Source organism: Colwellia sp. BRX10-4 (assembly GCF_014077465.1).
Taxonomy (GTDB): domain Bacteria; phylum Pseudomonadota; class Gammaproteobacteria; order Enterobacterales; family Alteromonadaceae; genus Colwellia_A.
Window position 1 is genome coordinate 519,743 of the sequence record NZ_JACGVZ010000001.1, and the last position, 18,169, is coordinate 537,911.

Below are 18,169 nucleotides of genomic sequence, written 5' to 3' on the forward strand. Positions count from 1 at the left end.
TGAGTCTCTCAGGAACAAATTATGGAAATTATTTTAGCTAACCCTCGTGGTTTTTGTGCTGGCGTAGATCGAGCGATTAGTATCGTAGACCGAGCGCTAGACTTATTTGGTGCGCCTATTTATGTACGCCACGAAGTAGTACATAACAAGTTTGTTGTTGATGGCTTAAAAGACCGTGGCGCGATATTTGTTGATGAACTTTTTGAAGTTCCTGACGATAATACCGTTATTTTTAGTGCTCATGGCGTCTCTAAAGCAGTACGTAAACAAGCTAAAGACCGAGGTCTAAAAGTATTTGACGCTACTTGTCCGTTAGTAACTAAAGTACATATGGAAGTGTCACGTACCAGTCGTAAAAATATTGAATGCATTCTTATTGGTCACGCGGGACACCCTGAAGTTGAGGGTACGATGGGACAATATGAGAGTAAGCAAGGGGGGATATATTTAGTTGAGTCTGTTGCTGATGTAGCAACACTTGAAGTAAAAGACCCTACTCAATTGTATTATTGTAGCCAAACGACTTTATCCATTGATGATACATCAGAAGTTATTGACGCGTTGAGAAATAAGTTCGCTTTAATTAAAGGCCCCCGCAAGGACGACATTTGTTATGCAACACAAAATCGTCAAGATGCGGTACGTACTATTTCTGCACAAGTTGATTTACTGTTAGTTGTTGGCGCCAAAAATAGCTCTAACTCTAATCGCTTACGTGAACTCTCTGAGAAGTTGGGCACACCTTCCTACCTGATTGATACTTTTGCCGATATTCAACCACAATGGCTTGAAAATGTTAATAAAATTGGTGTTACTGCCGGAGCTTCTGCACCCGCAATACTTATCCAACAAGTTATTGACGCACTAAAAGACTTTGGTGGTCAAGAGGTTATCGAATATCCTGGTCGCAAAGAGAACACAGTATTTGCGGTACCTATAGAATTGCGCTAATCTTAAAATATCAGGTTAAGTGGTTGAATGTAATTTTATCCGTTATATGAGTGCTTAAATTTAAAGCATTTTAATAACAACATTCATGACTTAACCTTATTATTCTGAATAGTCACTATGTAAATAGACTATTCAATAATAGATTTTTAAGGTATGAGTTAATGCGGTTCACGTTAGTGACTTTTAACACATATAAGTTATCCGTCGAATTCTTAGCGCTCTGCTTAGTTTCTTTTTTCTTGGCCTTTAAAATTCTATTTGGGTCTGTTTTGTGTTTGTCACTTAAAAGTATACTCATCAATGCTGTTTCTTTTATTTATCTCCCATTCACTCTATATTTTAAAGTATTATTTTTCTGGGTAGTCAGCAATTTTTGTCAGTGTATTAAGGAGTCTCATGGGTAACAGCACACTTAGGACGAGTTATCCTAAAAGAAAACCACCCCAAGTACAAAAGGGCATGACACTAATAGAGGTTTTAGTCGCTTTAGTTATTTTAGTGACGGGGATTTTTGGTGCAGTTGCCATGCAGGCGTCAGCTAAGAAAGGCAGTTTTGATGCGATGCAACGCTCTGTAGCCTCAGCGTTAGCTCAAGATATTATCGAACGAATGCGCAGTAATGATTCTGATATTCTTACTTTAGAGAGTTATCAAGGTGTTTATGGCGCAGCATTAAATACTCCGCCTGATGCTGACGTTAGGTGTAATTCAGTTGCTTCCTTGTGTACAAGTGCACAAATGACCACCAATGATTTGTATGAATGGGAAGTCAAACTTATGGGCGCTGATGTTACTGCTGGTGGTAAAAATACCGGTGGCTTAGTTGGTGCTGTCGGTTGTATTGATCATAATAAAAATGCAGTTACTGTTGTGATCAGCTGGCAGGGCAGAGTCGCAACGGCTGATGGTTATGACGCCGATAACAATAGTTCTGCAGCTGCAACACTGGCCAACGCGTGTGGTACAAGTACCCGTAAACGTCGACAAGTTACGGTTGAAGCTTTTATATATTAAGGCACGCAAAGCAATCACTGTTAACGTTCATCGTGATGTTAATGCTTAGAATTATAGACAATATTGATTTTTTTAGTAAGAGATAATAATGGTTAAGGCTCAACGAGGTTTTAGTTTAATCGAAATATTTATATCGCTTGCGGTAGGTTTAATGTTGCTGCTAGGTATATTAAGTGTTTTTGTTGGTATGAAAACGACCACTGTTGAGACCACCAGTTATGGAGAGTTACAAGAAAATGGCAGGTATGCGATTAGCTTACTCAGTGATGACTTATTACGACAAAGCTTTTGGGGCGACTTATCAGGAAACCTCGATGTAAGTGGCTTGGTAAGTTCACCTTTACCATCAACAGTTTCTGGTGATTGTATTGGTGAAGGCGTAAATAATGCCAGTTTTCCTGCAGCTATTGGCCATTTTAGAACCTTATGGGGGAAAACAGTCAACAATGTCAACTTAATGGGCTGTATTACCAATGCTAAAATTGATTCCGATGTATTGCAATTAAAAAGGGCTGTTTCATCAACGACAGCGCTAGCCGATATTTCTAGTGACAATTACTATATCATTTCAAACCCTAATACGGCTGCGATATTTGCGGGTGGCGCTGCCATACCAACATTAAATTTGGGCAAGATCTGGGAATATCAGCAGCACATTTACTATGTGCGTGAAGATAATCAAGGCACCAATAAAGTGCCGGTTCTAGTGCAAGGTCGATTACAAAATAAAGCTTCGGTGATGAATCTTGATATGGTCGTTGAAGGCATTGAATACATCCGCTTTATGTATGGCGTAGATACGACCAACAACGGTATCGTCAATGCTTTTATTTCTGCAGATAACATGACAACAGCTTACTGGGATAATGAAAGTAATGTACGGATACTTGCGGTTAAGATTTTTGTCTTAGCGCGAAATATCTTGCCTGACAGAGATTATGAAAACCTTAACACTTATCAGCTTGGTGATCTTCCTATCAACTTTATTGATGGTGAAGGTAAAGGGGATAATTATCGACGTTTATTATTTAGTTCTACCATCACACTTTACAATGCGAGGGTCGACTCATGGCCATAAAAGTTATAAGAAACCGTTGTTTAATTTATTCTGGTAATTTAAAACTAGGTCACAAACAAAGCGGTGTTGTGCTAATCGTTTCACTAGTTTTTTTGATTGCTTTAACCGCTGTTGCTGCCGCATTAATGCAAAATACCACTATTGATATGAAAATGTCAGGAGCAAGTGAAGAAAAGGTGGTTGCTACCCAAGAAGCGGTTAGTGCTATTGATGAAGTTATTTATAAAGAAGTCACGCAAATAAGTGGAACCAATGCTTTTGCTTCTGAAATCGCCAAATTTCCACTCTCACCCGTAGTGAGTAGTGCAAGTAATACCAGTGCAGAAATTACGCTGGCTAATCCGTATAAGATTGCAGCCGATTGCCCCCACTCTCGAGCAGCTTCTTCCGTACAGGTATTTAAGTGTAATGTACTTAAAGTGCAGGTCACTCGACTGTATGGTCGCACCAACAAAAGCACCATAGAAGTTAATTCTGGTGTATCGCAACAACTACTTAATGTGGGGAATTGATCATGAAAAAATTATTATGTAGCGCATTGATATTTACATCTCTTGCTTCTTATAGTGAAGATATTGAACTCTATATTGGTGATGCAGCTCAGCGTACCGGTAATAAACCACAAGTACTGATTATTTTTGATAATTCTGGCAGCATGAATAGTTTAGAGTCAGTCGATGAACCCTATGATCCTAATAGAGTTTACCCCGCGGTTGGAAGCGATAACTCCTTATCAAGTAAATTTATTTATTTTACTCGAAGTGGCATTGATGGCTCTTCTTCCCTTGTTCCAGATAGTCCTAGTGAAAGCCGTCGTTTTCTTGATGCTATTAATAGCTGTGCAACTGCCCGTGAACGTTTAGCATCTGTTGGCTTTTATACGGGACACATTCGTGAATATGCCTTTCAAGGAAACTCAGGTAGCTGGCAAGAAATCCCCGATAACAATGGTGCTAATATTGATGTCATTGACTGCGAAGATGATGTTAATTTAGTGCCTGCAAACCCTGAGGATAATGCAGGTATAAAAACAAATAACGGTTCTGTCGTTGATTTACCCGATGGCTTTCCCATCGATGGAGAGGGTTCGAAACAAAGTCCTGTTTATTATACGGCAAACGCCAATAACTCAAATGTTGTCTGGTCAGGCGAAGTTGTAACCCTTTACACTGACAACTATTTGCGTTGGGCAAACAGTGAAACGCTTGAGCAGGTTAATCGTACCCGTTTGGAAATAGCACAAGATACCGTTACTGATTTAATTGAATCGGCACCTTCTGTTGATTTTGGTTTACAAGTTTTTAATTATAATCATTCTGGCGAATTTGTTCGCGATGGTGGCAGAGTCGTTTTTGGTATTCAAGAAATGACCGCAGCAGCTCGCGCTGAATTAGTAAATATTATTGATTTAGAGATTGATGGTGAAACGAATACCCCGCTTTGTGAATCTCTTTATGAAGCGTCACGTTATTTTAGTGGCCTGTCGGTGGATTTTGGCAATAACGACTCTAATTCTGGCAGTAGCTACAAAGGTAATACACCGCCAAGAGATACCTCAATTGAAGATGCGGGTGTTTATCAATCACCCTTTAATTCATGTACTAATGAAGTTTATGTGATTATGATTACAGATGGGGAACCGACTAGGGATCTTGCCGCTAACACTTATATTCAAAACTTACCTGATATTGGCCTACCGTTTAACGTTAATGGTACTAATAACTATTTAGCGGCACTTGCTGGTTGGATGCACACCCATGATTTACATAGCACCTTACCTGATGTGCAATCATCAACACTCTTTACGATAGGGTTTGGCCAAGATGCTATTGATGATGCGGGAGCGTTATTACGTGAAGCTGCAAAATTGGGGGGTGGTCAATATTACCCGGCTAAAGATCCCAGTGCTTTACTGGCTTCACTTCAATCGGCATTAACCAATATTTTGGAAGTGAATACTAGCTTTACAGCTCCTTCGGTTGCCTCAAATAATTTTGATAGAACTGAAACGTTAGATTCAGTTTATTATGCGATGTTCGTTCCTGATCATGGTGCAAGGTGGCAAGGAAATTTAAAAAAACTAAAAGTGACCGATGGCCAGCAAGTTGATAGAACGGGTGCTGGTGCTATTGATGATAATGGCAATATTTCAAAAAATGCCAAAACCTTTTGGAGTACAGATACCAATGCAGATGGTAACGATGTTAAAAAAGGTGGTGTAGCTGAAATGTTACGTACTAAATCTACACGCGTTATTGTCAGTGATATTGGTGTTAATGGTGCCTTAATGCCACTTACACGAACGAATGCCGAAACATCCTACGGTGACGAAGCCACGTTAGCAAGTGAATTGGTTACTGAAATTGATGACATTGGTGACATGCTCAATTGGGCCAAGGGAATTGATGTTGATGATGAAGACAACGATAATTCAACTACAGATATCCGCAGTGATGTTTTTGGTGACCCATTGCACTCTAAACCATTAGTTATTAATTATGGTGGTGCAAGTAATGATCAAGATATTCGTATAATAGTTGGCACCAATGCCGGCGTTTTACATATGTTTGACGATAATGGAGCAACAGTTGATGAAAATTGGGCTTTTATGCCTAAAGAATTTTTTTCAAAAATAAAAGCTTTACGTGAAAATTTTACGTCATCAGGTAAATCATACGGCATAGACAGCCCAGCCGTTTCATACTTACTGGACGTCAATGGTGATGGGTCTATTGATAGTGCAAGTGGAGATAAAGCATGGATATTTTTTGGTTTACGCCGTGGTGGCTCTTCATATTATGCTATGGATGTTAGTGACCCCGATACTCCTAAGTTATTGTGGCACCTAGATGCAAACTCACCAGGATTTAGCCATTTAGGACAATCATGGTCGCAACCTAAAATAGGGTTTTCAGCGCTTAATATAGAAAATGGTACACCAAAACCTGTACTCTTTTTTGCTGGCGGGTATGACACAACTAAAGATAACTTAACTGTTGGGGCAGATGATACCTTAGGCCGAGCTGTTTATATGGTTGATGCAGAAACAGGTGTACTAAAATGGAGTTTAAGCCCTGATGCAACGAGTGCGACTAATACTCAATTTACTGAGATAACTGATAGCGTGCCTTCTAGCCTCGCTATCTTAGACAGTGATTCTGATGGCTTAACCGATCGTCTTTATTTTGGTGATACCGGTGGAAATTTTTGGCGTGTTGATATGCCAGGCGATGCTCCCTTTAGTGGAACATCGCCATGGACTGCTTTTAAATTAGCTGAGTTGGGTGGAACAACTCATGCGACAGATCGACGCTTTTTTAGCGAACCTTCAATTGCTAGAACGTATATTGCAGATACGATAGAAACTACATCAGTTGATACTAATGGTACTAGTTCAACCGTGGTAACAAAACAGGAAAGGCCCTACGAAGCGATACTTATTGGTAGTGGCGACCGATCAACACCTGCGGCCAATGATACTGACGATAAATTTTTCATGCTTAAAGATGCCAATATTGTAACTACATCATTTGTTACTTCACCTACGCACCCACAATTGGCAATACCCACTGCTATTTTAGCGACAGATCTTTATGACTATACAAACAACCCGTTTGGGCAGGCATTGACTGCCGAAAATTTACAGACACTTGAAATAAACGTCGGTAATAAAAAAGGTTGGTTTATGGATTTCGTTGGTGATGGTGAGAAAAACACGGCCTCAGCCATCGTTATTAATGGCGTTGCTTACTTCACTTCATTTACGCCTGCCGCGGTCTCTACTGATCCTAACAGTTGTGAATTAAGTGATGGTTCGGGTATTTTATATGCTGTGGACCTAGCGCTTGGCACGACTGTCTATGACTGGAGAACATGGGAAATAGCGGCCGGTATTCCTGATACTCCTTCAATTATTATTACTAAAGACCCAAAAGCGCCTCAAGAACCTTGCGAAGGCGATTGTCCGCCTGATGAAGAGGAAGCAGAAGTCATTGCCACGATAAAACTATTAGCTGGGAAAATTATTCCGTTAGGCGTTAGCCTAGAAACGTCAAGAATTTACCTTTATGTAACGGAGTCAAATTAATGATAGTGAGTAAAAATAAGGGACGAGCTAAAGGTTTCACTTTGCTTGAGCTAATGATATCGGTTGCTGTAGTGGGTATTCTAGCTTCGATTGCTTATCCGTCATATATTGATAATATTTCAAGGGCAAATCGTAGCGAGGGCCAACGTGAATTATTGCGCTTAGCAAGTTTGCAAGAACAGTATTTTATTGACCATCGAGCATATACCACAGATATGAAAAAATTAGGTGCGCCTGCAGATCCTTATATTACCGACTCGGGCTTTTATAGCATTGATGCTGCAGTAGTTGGGGTAACATATACCCTTAAAGCTACTGCGAGAGGTACGCAAGCGACTAATGATTCTTCTTGTTTAACTTTATCGGTAACCGATAGTGGCCAGAAAACAGCTACATCCACCAATTGCTGGGAGTAATATAATGAAATTGTTATTTAAGCATTGCTTAGCACTTAACTTACTTTTTGTAAGTCTATTTTTTATAAGTATTGATAGCGTGGCAAAGACGACAGACAAATCGACAAAAATTAAGGTTAAATGTCATGTTGAACTAATGGGCGGGACAGACATTATTCATTTTGGCATTATTGACTCCAATAAACTGTCAAAATATGCTGATTGGTTAGTCAGCAAAAAAATAGCAACTGGCTTTTCAAAGCAAAAGCAGAAAGTTCATCAAGTAAAGGAATGTGTTAAATCAAATGATGATTTTTCCAATGCACTTTCAAAAAAATTAGATGAAAACACTGCTCGTTAAATAGGAGACTTAGCTGCAAGTAATCTCATTGCCTGAGCGGTCTTCATCAATGCCGTCGCTATCTGTGTCTGAGGTAACGTAGGAACGTCCAGAGGTAGTTACTGTAATACCTCTTGACTTGGCCGGGTAGTCTTTTGGACAATATTTAAATGGGCTAGCACTAACGCCACCCATGATGTTGCCTGTAGGTCTGTATATAATGCTATCTTGGCCGTACTGAAGTTTGTCATTAGTTTTTATCTTAGCTTTTACTGCAACTATTCTTTCGTCACTGGCGGGCTCATAAGTTTTATCGCCATCTATATCAATAAAAACACTGACTTCGTTTTGCCAATTAGTATCACAACGATTACTTGCATTAAGTGGGCACAAGGTAACCGATTGTTCTGCATTTATGGCGGTATTTCTTGCTGTTAATAGTAGTCTTTGTAAATGAGAAATTTCATTGTCAACGCGTGTTTCAACTAAAAAACTATTGAATTTTGGTAGCGCTATCGCCATTAACGTTGCTCCAATAGCGATAGTTATCATCAATTCAACGAGTGTAAAGCCCTGTCGCCTTTTATTTGATTGCAAATAATCATACTTCATAATATAAGCCTTAATTTCTTGTTATACCCATGAGAGCACTGAGTTAGTCTCATGGGGATTACATCATATTCAAAACTGTGTGAGAATATTTCAAGATAATTAAGTTATATCACTTAAGTCACTCTTTCGCTAGGTTGCTGTTATCGATATCAGGGCTTGTTATTGTTGGAATGATAATAAGCTATATACCTTTTAAAGCGCTTGTTGTCATAGATTAGTGACAGCGAATGAGTCGACCGCTACGATTTTCATCGGTTCCATCCATATTTTGGTCGCTCGATAAATAAAACCGTCCAGCGCCTGAAATGATAATTCCTCTTGATCTATTACTGTGTGATTTTGGGCAATAGCGGAAAGTACCATTACCTCCCCACACTGCAAGCCGTCCACTGGGTGCGTAAATTAATGCTGTTCTACCTTGAGCATACTGTAATTTATCGCCTGATTTTATAGCTAATTTTATTTTTATAATCACTTCAGCACTTGAGGCATCAAGCGCTTTGTTTTTGTTATCATCATAAAATACAGTCAGTGTTTTATGCCATTCGTTTGAGCACTGATTAGAAGGGGTAAGTGGGCAAACAGTAACAAAACGTTCCTGATTAACCGCATGATTTCTTGTTAATAATAATAGTCGATGTAAGGCTGTGATCTCATTATCAACACGTATTCTTATCCTTAAATCTGCAAACGTAGGAACAGCTATAGCGGTAAGAACAATTAATATAGCTAGCGCGATTAAGGTTTCAATAAGAGTGAAACCCATTATTTTAAACGATAAGTATGACATAACATTAAGCCGTCCGTTGGCTAGAGTAGATGTATTACTAGGTATAGCTGTTAACGTTAAATTTACAAGTTTAACGCTTAAAAGTTAATCGTAGATTGTTGGAATAGGTAATCGCTTATGTTGGGTTTTTTGATAAATATTAATGATAAGTGCTTGCACCTCTGCTGCTACTGGTTTGCCTTCCAAGAAATCATCTAACTGTTCATAACTCATACCTAGTGCATCTTCGTCAGTTTTTCCCGGATCCAATTCTTCAAGATCCGCGGTTGGAGCTTTATTAATTAATAAGTCTGGCGCACCTAAATTTTCTGCTAATAAGCGTACTTGGCGCTTAGACAAACCAAATAAAGGCGCTAAATCACAGGCACCATCACCCCATTTAGTGAAAAATCCGGTGATGTTTTCTGCTGAATGATCTGTCCCTAAAACAAGTGCGCCAATAATACCTGCAATGTGATATTGCGTTACCATTCGGCTTCTAGCTTTGGCATTACCTTTTGAAAAATCGATTCGTGCATCGTCTGCCGATAAGATATTTGCTTGGTTAAGCGCGTTAAGCGTTTCGATGTGAATGCCATTAACTGCATTCAAAATATTGGTTACTAAACTATGTGTTGGTTGAATAAAGTCCAAAGCGAGCTGGGCATCGTCTTCATCTGCTTGCACACCATAAGGTAAACGAACCGCAATAAATTGATAGGGCGATATCGAATTATTGTTAGCTATTCTTTCTTCATAATTGAGCTCATCAATAGCAAGTTGTGCAAGACGTCCACAGGTAGAAGAGTCGACACCACCACTAATGCCTAGCACTAAATTTTTTAGTCCGGCAGTCTTAAGTGTTTTTTTGATAAATTCAATACGGCGCTTTATCTCAAACACGGCATCTATTTGAGGTAATACTCTCATTTCATTTATGATCAATTGCGTTTCCATTCAACTTCCTTTGATAGTTATTCGATAAGTTAAATTATCTTAGTGTAACGTATACCTGTGATACTTCAATATATAGGTAACCGGTATTAACTAGTTTGTTCGCTATCTGAAATTTAAATCGCTTACAACAAATATAGCGCTTGGGTTTATTTGATATAATTGTGTACAATTCAAAGTATATTTCGCGGTTAATGGATAAAAACAATGAAAAAAATAGAAGCAATTATCAAACCATTCAAAATGGATGATGTGCGTGAAGCATTAAGTGAAATTGGCATCACAGGTATGACTGTTTCAGAAGTTAAAGGTTTTGGCCGACAAAAAGGGCACACTGAGCTCTATCGTGGTGCAGAATATATGGTCGATTTCTTACCGAAAGTAAAATTAGAAATTGTTGTCACCACAGAACAAGTTGAGCGTTGTGTTAATGCTATTATAGAAACAGCGCAAACCGGTAAAATTGGTGATGGAAAAATATTTATCACTGATGTTGAGCGGGTGATCAGAATCCGTACGGGTGAAGAAGATGAAGCCGCTATTTAATTTTATCAGTTAATCTCATCATAAAAAAAGCCCATTGAGTATTATATCTCAATGGGCTTTTTAATCATTTAAACGTTACCATTGATAAAGAAAATTTTTATAGCTTCTATTTCAATGCTAACAAACAGTTAAAATTTAACGAGTTAAAAACTTATTATTTGGATAATTTGCTGCTAAGACTTGCTTCGCATTAATTTTTAAATCCATTAAATCTAACTTGTCGTAACACTCAATCATAATCTCTAAGGCTTGTTCCACTTCCTGGCTAGGCGAGAAGTATTCAACAATGTACTTACCACGATTTGCTGCTGATGCCCAAGCATCACGTTTCATATAAAAACGAGCGACGGTCAATTCATACTTAGCTAAACGTGACTTTATACCAATCATACGTTTGCGTGCATCAGCGGCATATTTACTTTGCGGTAGCTCAGTCAAAATCGTTTTAAAGTCTTTGAATGCTTCGCGAGCAGCCGTTGGATCTCTGTCGGAACGATCAATGCCTGCTAACTCTTGAAAAAGATTCTCTTCAGTTGAAATATTGATTAACGCTCGCATGTAATAAACATAATCAAGATTGACATGATCAGGATTTAAACGCAGGAATCGATCCGCCAAAGCAATACCTTGAGCTGAATTACCACTCTTATAATAGGCGTAAATTAAGTCTAATTGCACTTGATGAGAGATAGGACCAAATGGAAAGCGTGAGTCAATTGCTGATAAAATCTGGATAGCTCGTTGATATAAACCACTATCAAGCGCAGTTCTAGCATCGGTGAACAATGCTTGTGCTGACTTGTCTGGTACTTTTTCAATGTCGGTTTTGTTTGATGATGAACACGCCGCTAGCCCTAATGAAAGCACTAGTATTATCATTTTTATTGTCAAATTTTGCATAGACTTTGTTATCACTACTTTGTTTTAGTTAAAGGTATTAGTTAAATAAATATACGCCCTTTGCAAATTACTTAATGTAATTAATAGAGCAAAGAGGTAAAATAAACACTGGCATTCTAACCTAGCATACTTGCCTTGCACAGCGCTAATTCATAGTAAATTTATAGAGAGTTAAATAGAAATTTTAATGGCTGAAATAATTCAACATACAGATACGGTTCCTGAAACTTGTTTAGGTAAACGATTCGACCAAACATTAGCTGAGATGTTCCCTGAATATTCTCGTTCTCGCATAAAAGAATGGATCTTAGCAGGTCACGTTACTTTAAACGGCGCTATTTTGATAATACCACGCGAGAAAATGTTTGGTGGGGAAGTGATCAAAATATCAACTGAAGTTGAAGGCGACGTGCGATTTGAACCACAAAATATTCCTTTAAATATTGTTTATGAAGATGACGATATTATAGTTATTAATAAACCTGCTGGTTTTGTAGTTCACCCAGGTGCAGGTAATCCTGATGGCACGGTACTTAATGCTTTACTGTATCATTGCCCACAGCTTGATGTTGTCCCTCGTGCCGGCATCGTCCACAGACTAGATAAAGATACAACGGGTTTGATGGTTATTGCTAAAACAATTGCAGCGCAAACAAACTTAGTCGATGCTATACAAGAACGTGAAATAACGCGTGAGTATGAAGCGATTGCTAATGGTCTAATGACAGCTGGTGGTATGGTTGATGAACCTATAGGTCGCCATTCAACTAAAAGAACACACATGGCTGTTAGTCCTTTTGGACGTCCATCGGTAACGCATTATCGTGTAATGGAAAAATTCCGTTTGCACACACGTTTAAGATTACGTCTTGAAACGGGTCGTACACATCAAATTCGTGTTCATATGGCGCATATTACCCATCCATTGATTGGAGATCCTAATTACGGTGGTCGTCCTCGTCCTCCTAAAAATGCGACAGAAGATTTGCGGGATTTATTGCGTAGTTTTAAGCGCCAAGCATTACATGCGGCAATGTTGTCATTATTTCACCCTATAACGGGTGAAGAAATGACTTGGCATGCACCTATTCCAGATGACATGGTTAATTTAACAAATGTTTTGCGTGAAGATTCGAAAATCAACGCAACAGACGACTATTTATAACAGTCTCTACAATATAGAATGGCCAGTACTAAATGTACTGGCTTTTACTACGACAAGACTCCATCCTCAAAAAAAATCGTTATCTTTTAATCACAGCTATTCTTCAGTATACGGCCAATTTAACTTGGGCGAACATGTTGGTGATGACTTGGTTAATGTCAACAAAAATAGAGCTTCGTTACTCGCATACTTACCGCTTAATACAAAAATTCAATGGCTTGAACAAGTTCATGGTAATAAAGTTGTGACCATAGAATCTTATTCAAAAACGCCTTTAGTGGCTGATGCTATAATCACTCCGCAGAAGAATATTGCTTTAGCCGTGATGACCGCTGATTGTCTACCGATATTATTAACTGCGATAGACGGCAGTGAAGTTGCTGCGATTCATGGTGGTTGGAAACCCTTAGCTAAAAATATTATTACCAATACCGTCAATAATATGAAAACAGACAATAAAAATATCATTGCTTGGTTGGGGCCTTGTATTGGTGAATATGCTTTTGAAGTAGGGCAAGAAGTAAAGTGTGCCTTTGAAAGTCAGTCAGAAAAATTTGTATCGGCTTTCACAGCTATAAATGAACCATTAGCGCTAGAAAAACATAAAGCTAAATACCTAGCTAATTTAGCAATGATAGCAAGAATCCAACTAAATACGCTTGGTATTAATAAGGTTCATCATTTAAACCATTGTACCTATTCTAATGAACAGCAGTATTACTCTTATCGACGAGATACCATTACCGGACGAATGGTTTCCATCATTTGTCGACAATAAGTTTAAAAAACAAACTAAATCTTATTTCAAATCAAAAGCTTTTCACTTTGTTCCTTGAAAAATTTCAATTATATCCTTATCTATAAGGTATAAAAGAATATTTTTCTTTGTTAGGCAGGAGAGCCTCATGCGTTTAGACAGATTAACCCAAGCATTTCAAGTCGCTATTTCAGATGCACAGTCAATAGCATTAGGTCGGGATCATCAATTTATAGAACCCGTGCATATCATGTTAGCGCTATTAAACCAAAACGCGAGTAGCATTATACCCCTATTGAAAAGTGCAGGAATTAATGTTCTTTCACTGCGAACACAAGTAGAAACAGTTATAGAACAACTTGCGCAAGTGTCTGGATCGGGTGGCGACGTACAACTTTCTTCTGCTATGGGGAACTTACTTAACCTTTGCGATAAGTTCGCACAAAAAATGGGTGATAAGTATATATCTTCTGATGTTTTTATCCTTGCCGCTATTGAAGACAAAGGTAAGCTAGGTCAAATATTAAAGTCGCTCGGGGCAAGTGAACAACGTGTTCAAGATGCAATATTACATGTGCGTGGCGGTCAAAAAGTTGATGAGCCTAATGCTGAAGATATTCGACAAGCCCTTGATAAATATACGGTGAACCTAACAGAGCTTGCTGAGCAGGGCAAACTAGATCCCGTTATTGGGCGAGATGATGAAATACGTCGCACGATACAAGTTTTACAACGTCGTACGAAAAATAATCCGGTATTAATTGGTCAGCCAGGTGTTGGTAAAACAGCCATCGCCGAAGGGTTAGCACAACGTATCATTAATTACGAAGTTCCTGAAGGGTTAAAAGGTAAGCGGGTATTGTCATTGGATATGGGGGCTTTGGTTGCTGGCGCAAAATATCGTGGTGAATTTGAAGAACGTTTAAAGGCGGTATTGAGTGAGCTAGCCAAAGAAGAAGGGCAAGTCATTTTATTTATTGATGAACTTCATACTATGGTCGGTGCAGGTAAGTCAGATGGTGCGATGGACGCAGGAAATATGTTAAAACCAGCACTTGCCCGTGGTGATTTACATTGTGTCGGCGCGACAACATTGGACGAATATCGTAAATATATTGAAAAAGATGCAGCTTTAGAGCGTCGTTTTCAAAAAATATTAATCGAAGAACCTAGTGTTGAAGATACGATTGCCATATTGCGCGGCTTAAAGGAGCGTTACGAACTTCATCACAGTGTTGATATTACCGATCCAGCCATAGTCGCCGCTGCTACTTTGTCACATCGTTATATCAGTGATAGACAATTACCCGACAAAGCGATTGATCTTATCGATGAAGCGGCTTCTAGTATTCGTATGCAAATAGATTCTAAGCCTGAAGACTTAGACCGATTAGAGCGGCGCATTATTCAACTGAAATTAGAACAACGGGCATTAGAGAAAGATTCAGATGAGGCTTCTAAAAAACGTTTAGGACTTATCTCATTGGATCTAAGCGTTTGTCAGACTAATTTTGATGAGTTAGATGAAATTTGGAAAACCGAAAAGGCTGCTTTACATGGTACACAGGCTATTAAAACAGATCTAGAACAAGCTCGACTTGACTTAGAGGCTGCCAGACGATTGGGCGACCTTAACCAAATGTCAGAACTACAATATGGCAAAATACCGGAATTAGAAAAACAACTCGACTTAGCAAGCCAAGCCGAAATGCAAGAAATGACGTTATTAAAAAATAAAGTCACTGAAGTTGAAATTGCTGACGTATTAAGTCGAGCAACGGGTATTCCTGTTTCTAAGATGCTTGAAGAAGAATGCGATAAGTTACTGCAAATGGAGGATAACTTACATCAGCGTGTTATAGGACAAAACGAAGCGGTTATCAGTGTTTCGAATGCTATCCGACGTTCAAGAGCTGGGCTTGCCGATCCAAGCCAGCCGATAGGATCGTTTTTATTTTTAGGTCCTACTGGTGTGGGTAAAACCGAACTTACGAAAGCATTAGCCCATTATCTTTTTGACAGTGAAGATGCACTTATTCGTGTCGATATGTCTGAATTTATGGAAAAACATTCAGTTTCTCGATTAGTGGGGGCTCCTCCCGGATATGTAGGGTATGAAGAAGGGGGCTTTTTAACGGAAGCTGTTCGACGCAAACCTTATTCTGTTATTCTTCTTGACGAAATTGAAAAAGCGCACAGTGATGTTTTTAATATATTATTACAAGTGCTCGATGATGGACGTTTAACGGATGGCCAAGGGCGAACCGTTGATTTTAAAAACACTGTTATCATTATGACTTCTAATATTGGCTCTGATCACATTCAAAAATTTGCTGATGATGGTCAGTATGAAGAAATGAAATCTAAGGTAATGTCAGAAGTGAGTTTACATTTTAAGCCTGAGTTTATTAATCGCATTGATGAAACAGTTGTTTTTCATCCATTAATATCACAACAGATAGAAAAAATAGCAGCAATACAAATTGATGGTCTAAGAGATCGTTTAGCAGACCAAGATATTAAGCTATCAATTAGCCAAGAAGCACTTGCGCTGATTTCTTTGGCTGGATTTGATCCTCTATTTGGAGCAAGACCTTTGAAAAGGGTAATTAGACAAAAAATTGAAAACCCATTAGCTCAGAAAATATTGTCAGGAGCTTTTAAAAACAAGGCAGAAATAAGTATTGAAGTCAGTGACGGAGAATTAGTTTTTACTCACTAGCAAATTTTTTATTATGGCATGTCACTTAAAGACGCACAGTAAACTTCTGTGCGTTTTTGGTTTATCGCTAATTGCTGTTGTTTCTCTGTTTTTGTTAATATCTGTTTACTGCCTTTTTCATCCGTATATTGGACCTTATCAAAAGCCATTAACATGGCAATATTTTCTTGTGCCTCTAGACATTTTTCAGGTCTGTTTATAGTCGCCGTGAGGTTATCTTGATTTTGTTGAGAGATCACATCGTCATCTGAAACTAGCGGGTTTGTAATAATGTCTGCGCGACTAGTTACACTTGACTGATTAGACACTAGAAATTGGGTGTACTCACCACCAACAGGTTGATGTTGACTAAAATGAACAACATTGTTTTCATCTACCCAGCGATAGACCATTAGTTCACTCGCCGAACAAAAGCCAAAATAAAATATCAGCCCAAATAACAGAATACGAAAACTCATTGATCACCTATTAACAACATAAAGAAAAGCCCTAATACTTTATATAACAATACAATTGGGACTTTACAAATTATAACGAGGAATTATTATGCTATTACTCTCTAATATACCCATAATAGTTTTTTATGTTAGTTTTGAGTAACTATACCTATATATTTTTAAACAAGCGTTGTAACAATAATGAATGATAAAAAAACAAATACCAGTAGTCCTTCGAAAGGTATTTACCTATTACCGAACCTATTAACAACCGCAGGACTTTTTTCTGGTTTTTTTGCCATAGTTTCCTCAATGAATGGTCATTTTATTAGTGCAGCTGTAGCAATATTCATTGCCATGATATTTGATGGTTTAGATGGGCGCGTTGCTCGGATGACAAATACACAAAGTGAATTTGGTGCCGAATATGACAGTATGGCTGATATGGTCTCTTTTGGTATAGCCCCCGGACTTGTCGCTTATAATTGGGCGTTATCGAGTTACGGAAAATTTGGTTGGTTAGCCGCTTTTGTCTTTGTTGCCTGTGCAGCACTTCGTTTAGCACGTTTTAATACGCAGGTTGGTATTGCTGATGCACGCTTTTTCCAAGGTTTAGCAAGCCCCGCGGCTGCGGCAGTTATTGCCAGTTTGGTCTGGGTTGGTGCAGAATATCAAATAAATGGCCAAGACTATGGCATTGTTGTTGGCATTATTACTATGCTTGCAGGATTATTGATGGTCAGTAACTTTCGTTACAACAGTTTTAAAGAAGTCGATTGGAAGGGGAAGGTTAATTTTTTTGTGGTTTTGCTGATTGTACTCGCCTTCGTCATTATCGCTTCTAGCCCAGAGAATGTTTTACTTATCGTATTTGGCTTTTATGCTTGCTCGGGGCCGTTTACGACTATCCGCTCTGTTAATAAGTTAAAATTAGAAGATGTCGTCGGTGATGACAAAGATGAAGACTTTAATACGGTTGATAATTCGAAAGATAAATAACAGCAGTAATTAACTGTCTGTAGCACCAGCTTTATGAGAAAAAGGCATTAGTTGTTTGATTAAACCACAATAAAAATACAGTTTGTACGTTAATCGAGCGAATAAATGTTTATTTCAAAGTTATTACAAAAAAGGGTTGACGCCCAGCGAGAAATGTCTAGAATGCGCTCCAGTTCCAAGGGGTAACCCAAACGAACGTTTTGATAAGTTATCTACATCACTTTAGGGTAAAGTAGTTAACTTAATGTTTTATAGGTAAGGTTTGAATCTTCGAAAAGAAACTTCAAATTAAATTAAATAAAACGTTGACATCAAAATTGAGAAGCGTATCATGCGCATCTCGCTTCAGGCAAGGCCTGCAGCAACGGAGCAACGCTCCAAAGGTATAAACGAATGGGTTTTATATCTAACTCTTTACTTTAGGTAAACGAGTTTTTCTTTAA

At 38.5% G+C, this 18,169-nt stretch carries 17 protein-coding genes; 12 read left to right on the forward strand and 5 right to left on the reverse strand.

What is annotated here, in order from left to right; genetic code table 11:
- Window positions 1-21: 21 nt before the first annotated feature.
- The 7 genes from ispH (at window position 22) to H4J67_RS02400 (ending at window position 7,886) form a co-directional block, all read left to right on the forward strand.
- Window positions 22-951, forward strand: coding sequence for a 4-hydroxy-3-methylbut-2-enyl diphosphate reductase (ispH, locus tag H4J67_RS02370; protein ID WP_182176025.1), 930 nt, complete (start codon window positions 22-24; stop codon window positions 949-951).
- Between the two features lie 396 nt (window positions 952-1,347).
- Window positions 1,348-1,965 carry a type IV pilus modification protein PilV gene (gene pilV / locus H4J67_RS02375; RefSeq protein WP_182176024.1) on the forward strand — a complete coding sequence of 206 codons (618 nt, stop codon included), beginning with the start codon at window positions 1,348-1,350 and terminating at the stop codon, window positions 1,963-1,965.
- 88 nt (window positions 1,966-2,053) lie between these two features.
- Window positions 2,054-3,043 (forward strand): PilW family protein, encoded by a 990-nt coding sequence (locus H4J67_RS02380; RefSeq protein ID WP_182176023.1) that lies wholly within the window; start codon window positions 2,054-2,056, stop codon window positions 3,041-3,043.
- Window positions 3,034-3,555: a PilX N-terminal domain-containing pilus assembly protein gene (locus H4J67_RS02385; protein ID WP_182176022.1), complete on the forward strand. Its 522-nt coding sequence runs from the start codon at window positions 3,034-3,036 to the stop codon at window positions 3,553-3,555. The genes H4J67_RS02380 and H4J67_RS02385 overlap by 10 nt, the downstream gene beginning before the upstream one ends.
- A 2-nt stretch (window positions 3,556-3,557) precedes the next feature.
- Window positions 3,558-7,130, forward strand: a complete 3,573-nt coding sequence (locus H4J67_RS02390; protein ID WP_182176021.1) for a pilus assembly protein — start codon at window positions 3,558-3,560, stop codon at window positions 7,128-7,130.
- Window positions 7,130-7,546, forward strand: a complete 417-nt coding sequence (locus H4J67_RS02395) for a type IV pilin protein (protein ID WP_182176020.1) — start codon at window positions 7,130-7,132, stop codon at window positions 7,544-7,546. Before H4J67_RS02390 ends, H4J67_RS02395 begins: the two co-directional genes overlap by 1 nt.
- 4 nt (window positions 7,547-7,550) lie before the next feature.
- Complete coding sequence (locus tag H4J67_RS02400; RefSeq protein WP_182176019.1) at window positions 7,551-7,886, forward strand: TapY2 family type IVa secretion system protein; 336 nt, start codon at window positions 7,551-7,553, stop codon at window positions 7,884-7,886.
- A gap of 9 nt (window positions 7,887-7,895) precedes the next feature.
- Here H4J67_RS02400 and H4J67_RS02405 read toward each other — a convergent pair whose 3' ends face one another.
- The 3 genes from H4J67_RS02405 to nadE all read right to left on the reverse strand — a co-directional run bounded on the left by H4J67_RS02405 (window position 7,896) and on the right by nadE (window position 10,203).
- Window positions 7,896-8,477 (reverse strand): GspH/FimT family pseudopilin, encoded by a 582-nt coding sequence (locus tag H4J67_RS02405; RefSeq protein WP_182176018.1) that lies wholly within the window; start codon window positions 8,475-8,477, stop codon window positions 7,896-7,898.
- A gap of 214 nt (window positions 8,478-8,691) precedes the next feature.
- Window positions 8,692-9,267 (reverse strand): GspH/FimT family pseudopilin, encoded by a 576-nt coding sequence (locus H4J67_RS02410; protein ID WP_182176017.1) that lies wholly within the window; start codon window positions 9,265-9,267, stop codon window positions 8,692-8,694.
- An 84-nt stretch (window positions 9,268-9,351) separates the two neighbouring features.
- Complete coding sequence (gene nadE / locus H4J67_RS02415) at window positions 9,352-10,203, reverse strand: ammonia-dependent NAD(+) synthetase (protein WP_182176016.1); 852 nt, start codon at window positions 10,201-10,203, stop codon at window positions 9,352-9,354.
- A 204-nt stretch (window positions 10,204-10,407) separates the two neighbouring features.
- On the opposite strand from nadE, the gene glnB reads away from it, so the two are divergent.
- Complete coding sequence (gene glnB / locus H4J67_RS02420) at window positions 10,408-10,746, forward strand: nitrogen regulatory protein P-II (RefSeq protein WP_070374471.1); 339 nt, start codon at window positions 10,408-10,410, stop codon at window positions 10,744-10,746.
- A gap of 135 nt (window positions 10,747-10,881) precedes the next feature.
- On the opposite strand, the gene H4J67_RS02425 is transcribed toward glnB, so the two are convergent.
- Window positions 10,882-11,646, reverse strand: coding sequence for an outer membrane protein assembly factor BamD (locus H4J67_RS02425; RefSeq protein WP_070374470.1), 765 nt, complete (start codon window positions 11,644-11,646; stop codon window positions 10,882-10,884).
- A gap of 187 nt (window positions 11,647-11,833) precedes the next feature.
- Here H4J67_RS02425 and rluD point away from each other — a divergent pair, with 187 nt between their 5' ends.
- The 3 genes from rluD (at window position 11,834) to clpB (ending at window position 16,290) form a co-directional block, all read left to right on the forward strand.
- A complete protein-coding gene (gene rluD, locus H4J67_RS02430; protein WP_070374469.1) occupies window positions 11,834-12,811 on the forward strand; it encodes a 23S rRNA pseudouridine(1911/1915/1917) synthase RluD in 978 nt (325 codons plus the stop codon).
- On the forward strand, window positions 12,771-13,589 hold the full coding sequence (pgeF, locus tag H4J67_RS02435) for a peptidoglycan editing factor PgeF (protein ID WP_182202767.1): 819 nt from the start codon (window positions 12,771-12,773) through the stop codon (window positions 13,587-13,589). The genes rluD and pgeF overlap by 41 nt, the downstream gene beginning before the upstream one ends.
- A 127-nt stretch (window positions 13,590-13,716) precedes the next feature.
- Window positions 13,717-16,290, forward strand: coding sequence for an ATP-dependent chaperone ClpB (gene clpB, locus H4J67_RS02440; protein ID WP_182176014.1), 2,574 nt, complete (start codon window positions 13,717-13,719; stop codon window positions 16,288-16,290).
- An 11-nt stretch (window positions 16,291-16,301) separates the two neighbouring features.
- On the opposite strand, the gene H4J67_RS02445 is transcribed toward clpB, so the two are convergent.
- Entirely contained in the window at window positions 16,302-16,748 is a 447-nt protein-coding gene (locus H4J67_RS02445) for a DUF4124 domain-containing protein (protein ID WP_182176013.1), read from the reverse strand.
- A 180-nt stretch (window positions 16,749-16,928) separates the two neighbouring features.
- On the opposite strand from H4J67_RS02445, the gene pssA reads away from it, so the two are divergent.
- Window positions 16,929-17,726 carry a CDP-diacylglycerol--serine O-phosphatidyltransferase gene (pssA, locus tag H4J67_RS02450; protein WP_182176012.1) on the forward strand — a complete coding sequence of 266 codons (798 nt, stop codon included), beginning with the start codon at window positions 16,929-16,931 and terminating at the stop codon, window positions 17,724-17,726.
- The last annotated feature ends 443 nt before the right edge of the window (window positions 17,727-18,169 follow it).

Excerpts from the sequence above, each read along its gene's own strand:
- ispH (WP_182176025.1), top strand. The coding sequence starts at position 22 with ATGGAAATTATTTTAGCTAACCCTCGTGGTTTTTGTGCTGGCGTAGAT.
- pilV (WP_182176024.1), top strand. The coding sequence starts at position 1,348 with ATGGGTAACAGCACACTTAGGACGAGTTATCCTAAAAGAAAACCACCC.
- H4J67_RS02380 (WP_182176023.1), top strand. The coding sequence starts at position 2,054 with ATGGTTAAGGCTCAACGAGGTTTTAGTTTAATCGAAATATTTATATCG.
- H4J67_RS02385 (WP_182176022.1), top strand. The coding sequence starts at position 3,034 with ATGGCCATAAAAGTTATAAGAAACCGTTGTTTAATTTATTCTGGTAAT.
- H4J67_RS02390 (WP_182176021.1), top strand. The coding sequence starts at position 3,558 with ATGAAAAAATTATTATGTAGCGCATTGATATTTACATCTCTTGCTTCT.
- H4J67_RS02395 (WP_182176020.1), top strand. The coding sequence starts at position 7,130 with ATGATAGTGAGTAAAAATAAGGGACGAGCTAAAGGTTTCACTTTGCTT.
- H4J67_RS02400 (WP_182176019.1), top strand. The coding sequence starts at position 7,551 with ATGAAATTGTTATTTAAGCATTGCTTAGCACTTAACTTACTTTTTGTA.
- H4J67_RS02405 (WP_182176018.1), bottom strand. The coding sequence starts at position 8,477 with ATGAAGTATGATTATTTGCAATCAAATAAAAGGCGACAGGGCTTTACA.
- H4J67_RS02410 (WP_182176017.1), bottom strand. The coding sequence starts at position 9,267 with ATGTCATACTTATCGTTTAAAATAATGGGTTTCACTCTTATTGAAACC.
- nadE (WP_182176016.1), bottom strand. The coding sequence starts at position 10,203 with ATGGAAACGCAATTGATCATAAATGAAATGAGAGTATTACCTCAAATA.
- glnB (WP_070374471.1), top strand. The coding sequence starts at position 10,408 with ATGAAAAAAATAGAAGCAATTATCAAACCATTCAAAATGGATGATGTG.
- H4J67_RS02425 (WP_070374470.1), bottom strand. The coding sequence starts at position 11,646 with ATGCAAAATTTGACAATAAAAATGATAATACTAGTGCTTTCATTAGGG.
- rluD (WP_070374469.1), top strand. The coding sequence starts at position 11,834 with ATGGCTGAAATAATTCAACATACAGATACGGTTCCTGAAACTTGTTTA.
- clpB (WP_182176014.1), top strand. The coding sequence starts at position 13,717 with ATGCGTTTAGACAGATTAACCCAAGCATTTCAAGTCGCTATTTCAGAT.
- H4J67_RS02445 (WP_182176013.1), bottom strand. The coding sequence starts at position 16,748 with ATGAGTTTTCGTATTCTGTTATTTGGGCTGATATTTTATTTTGGCTTT.
- pssA (WP_182176012.1), top strand. The coding sequence starts at position 16,929 with ATGAATGATAAAAAAACAAATACCAGTAGTCCTTCGAAAGGTATTTAC.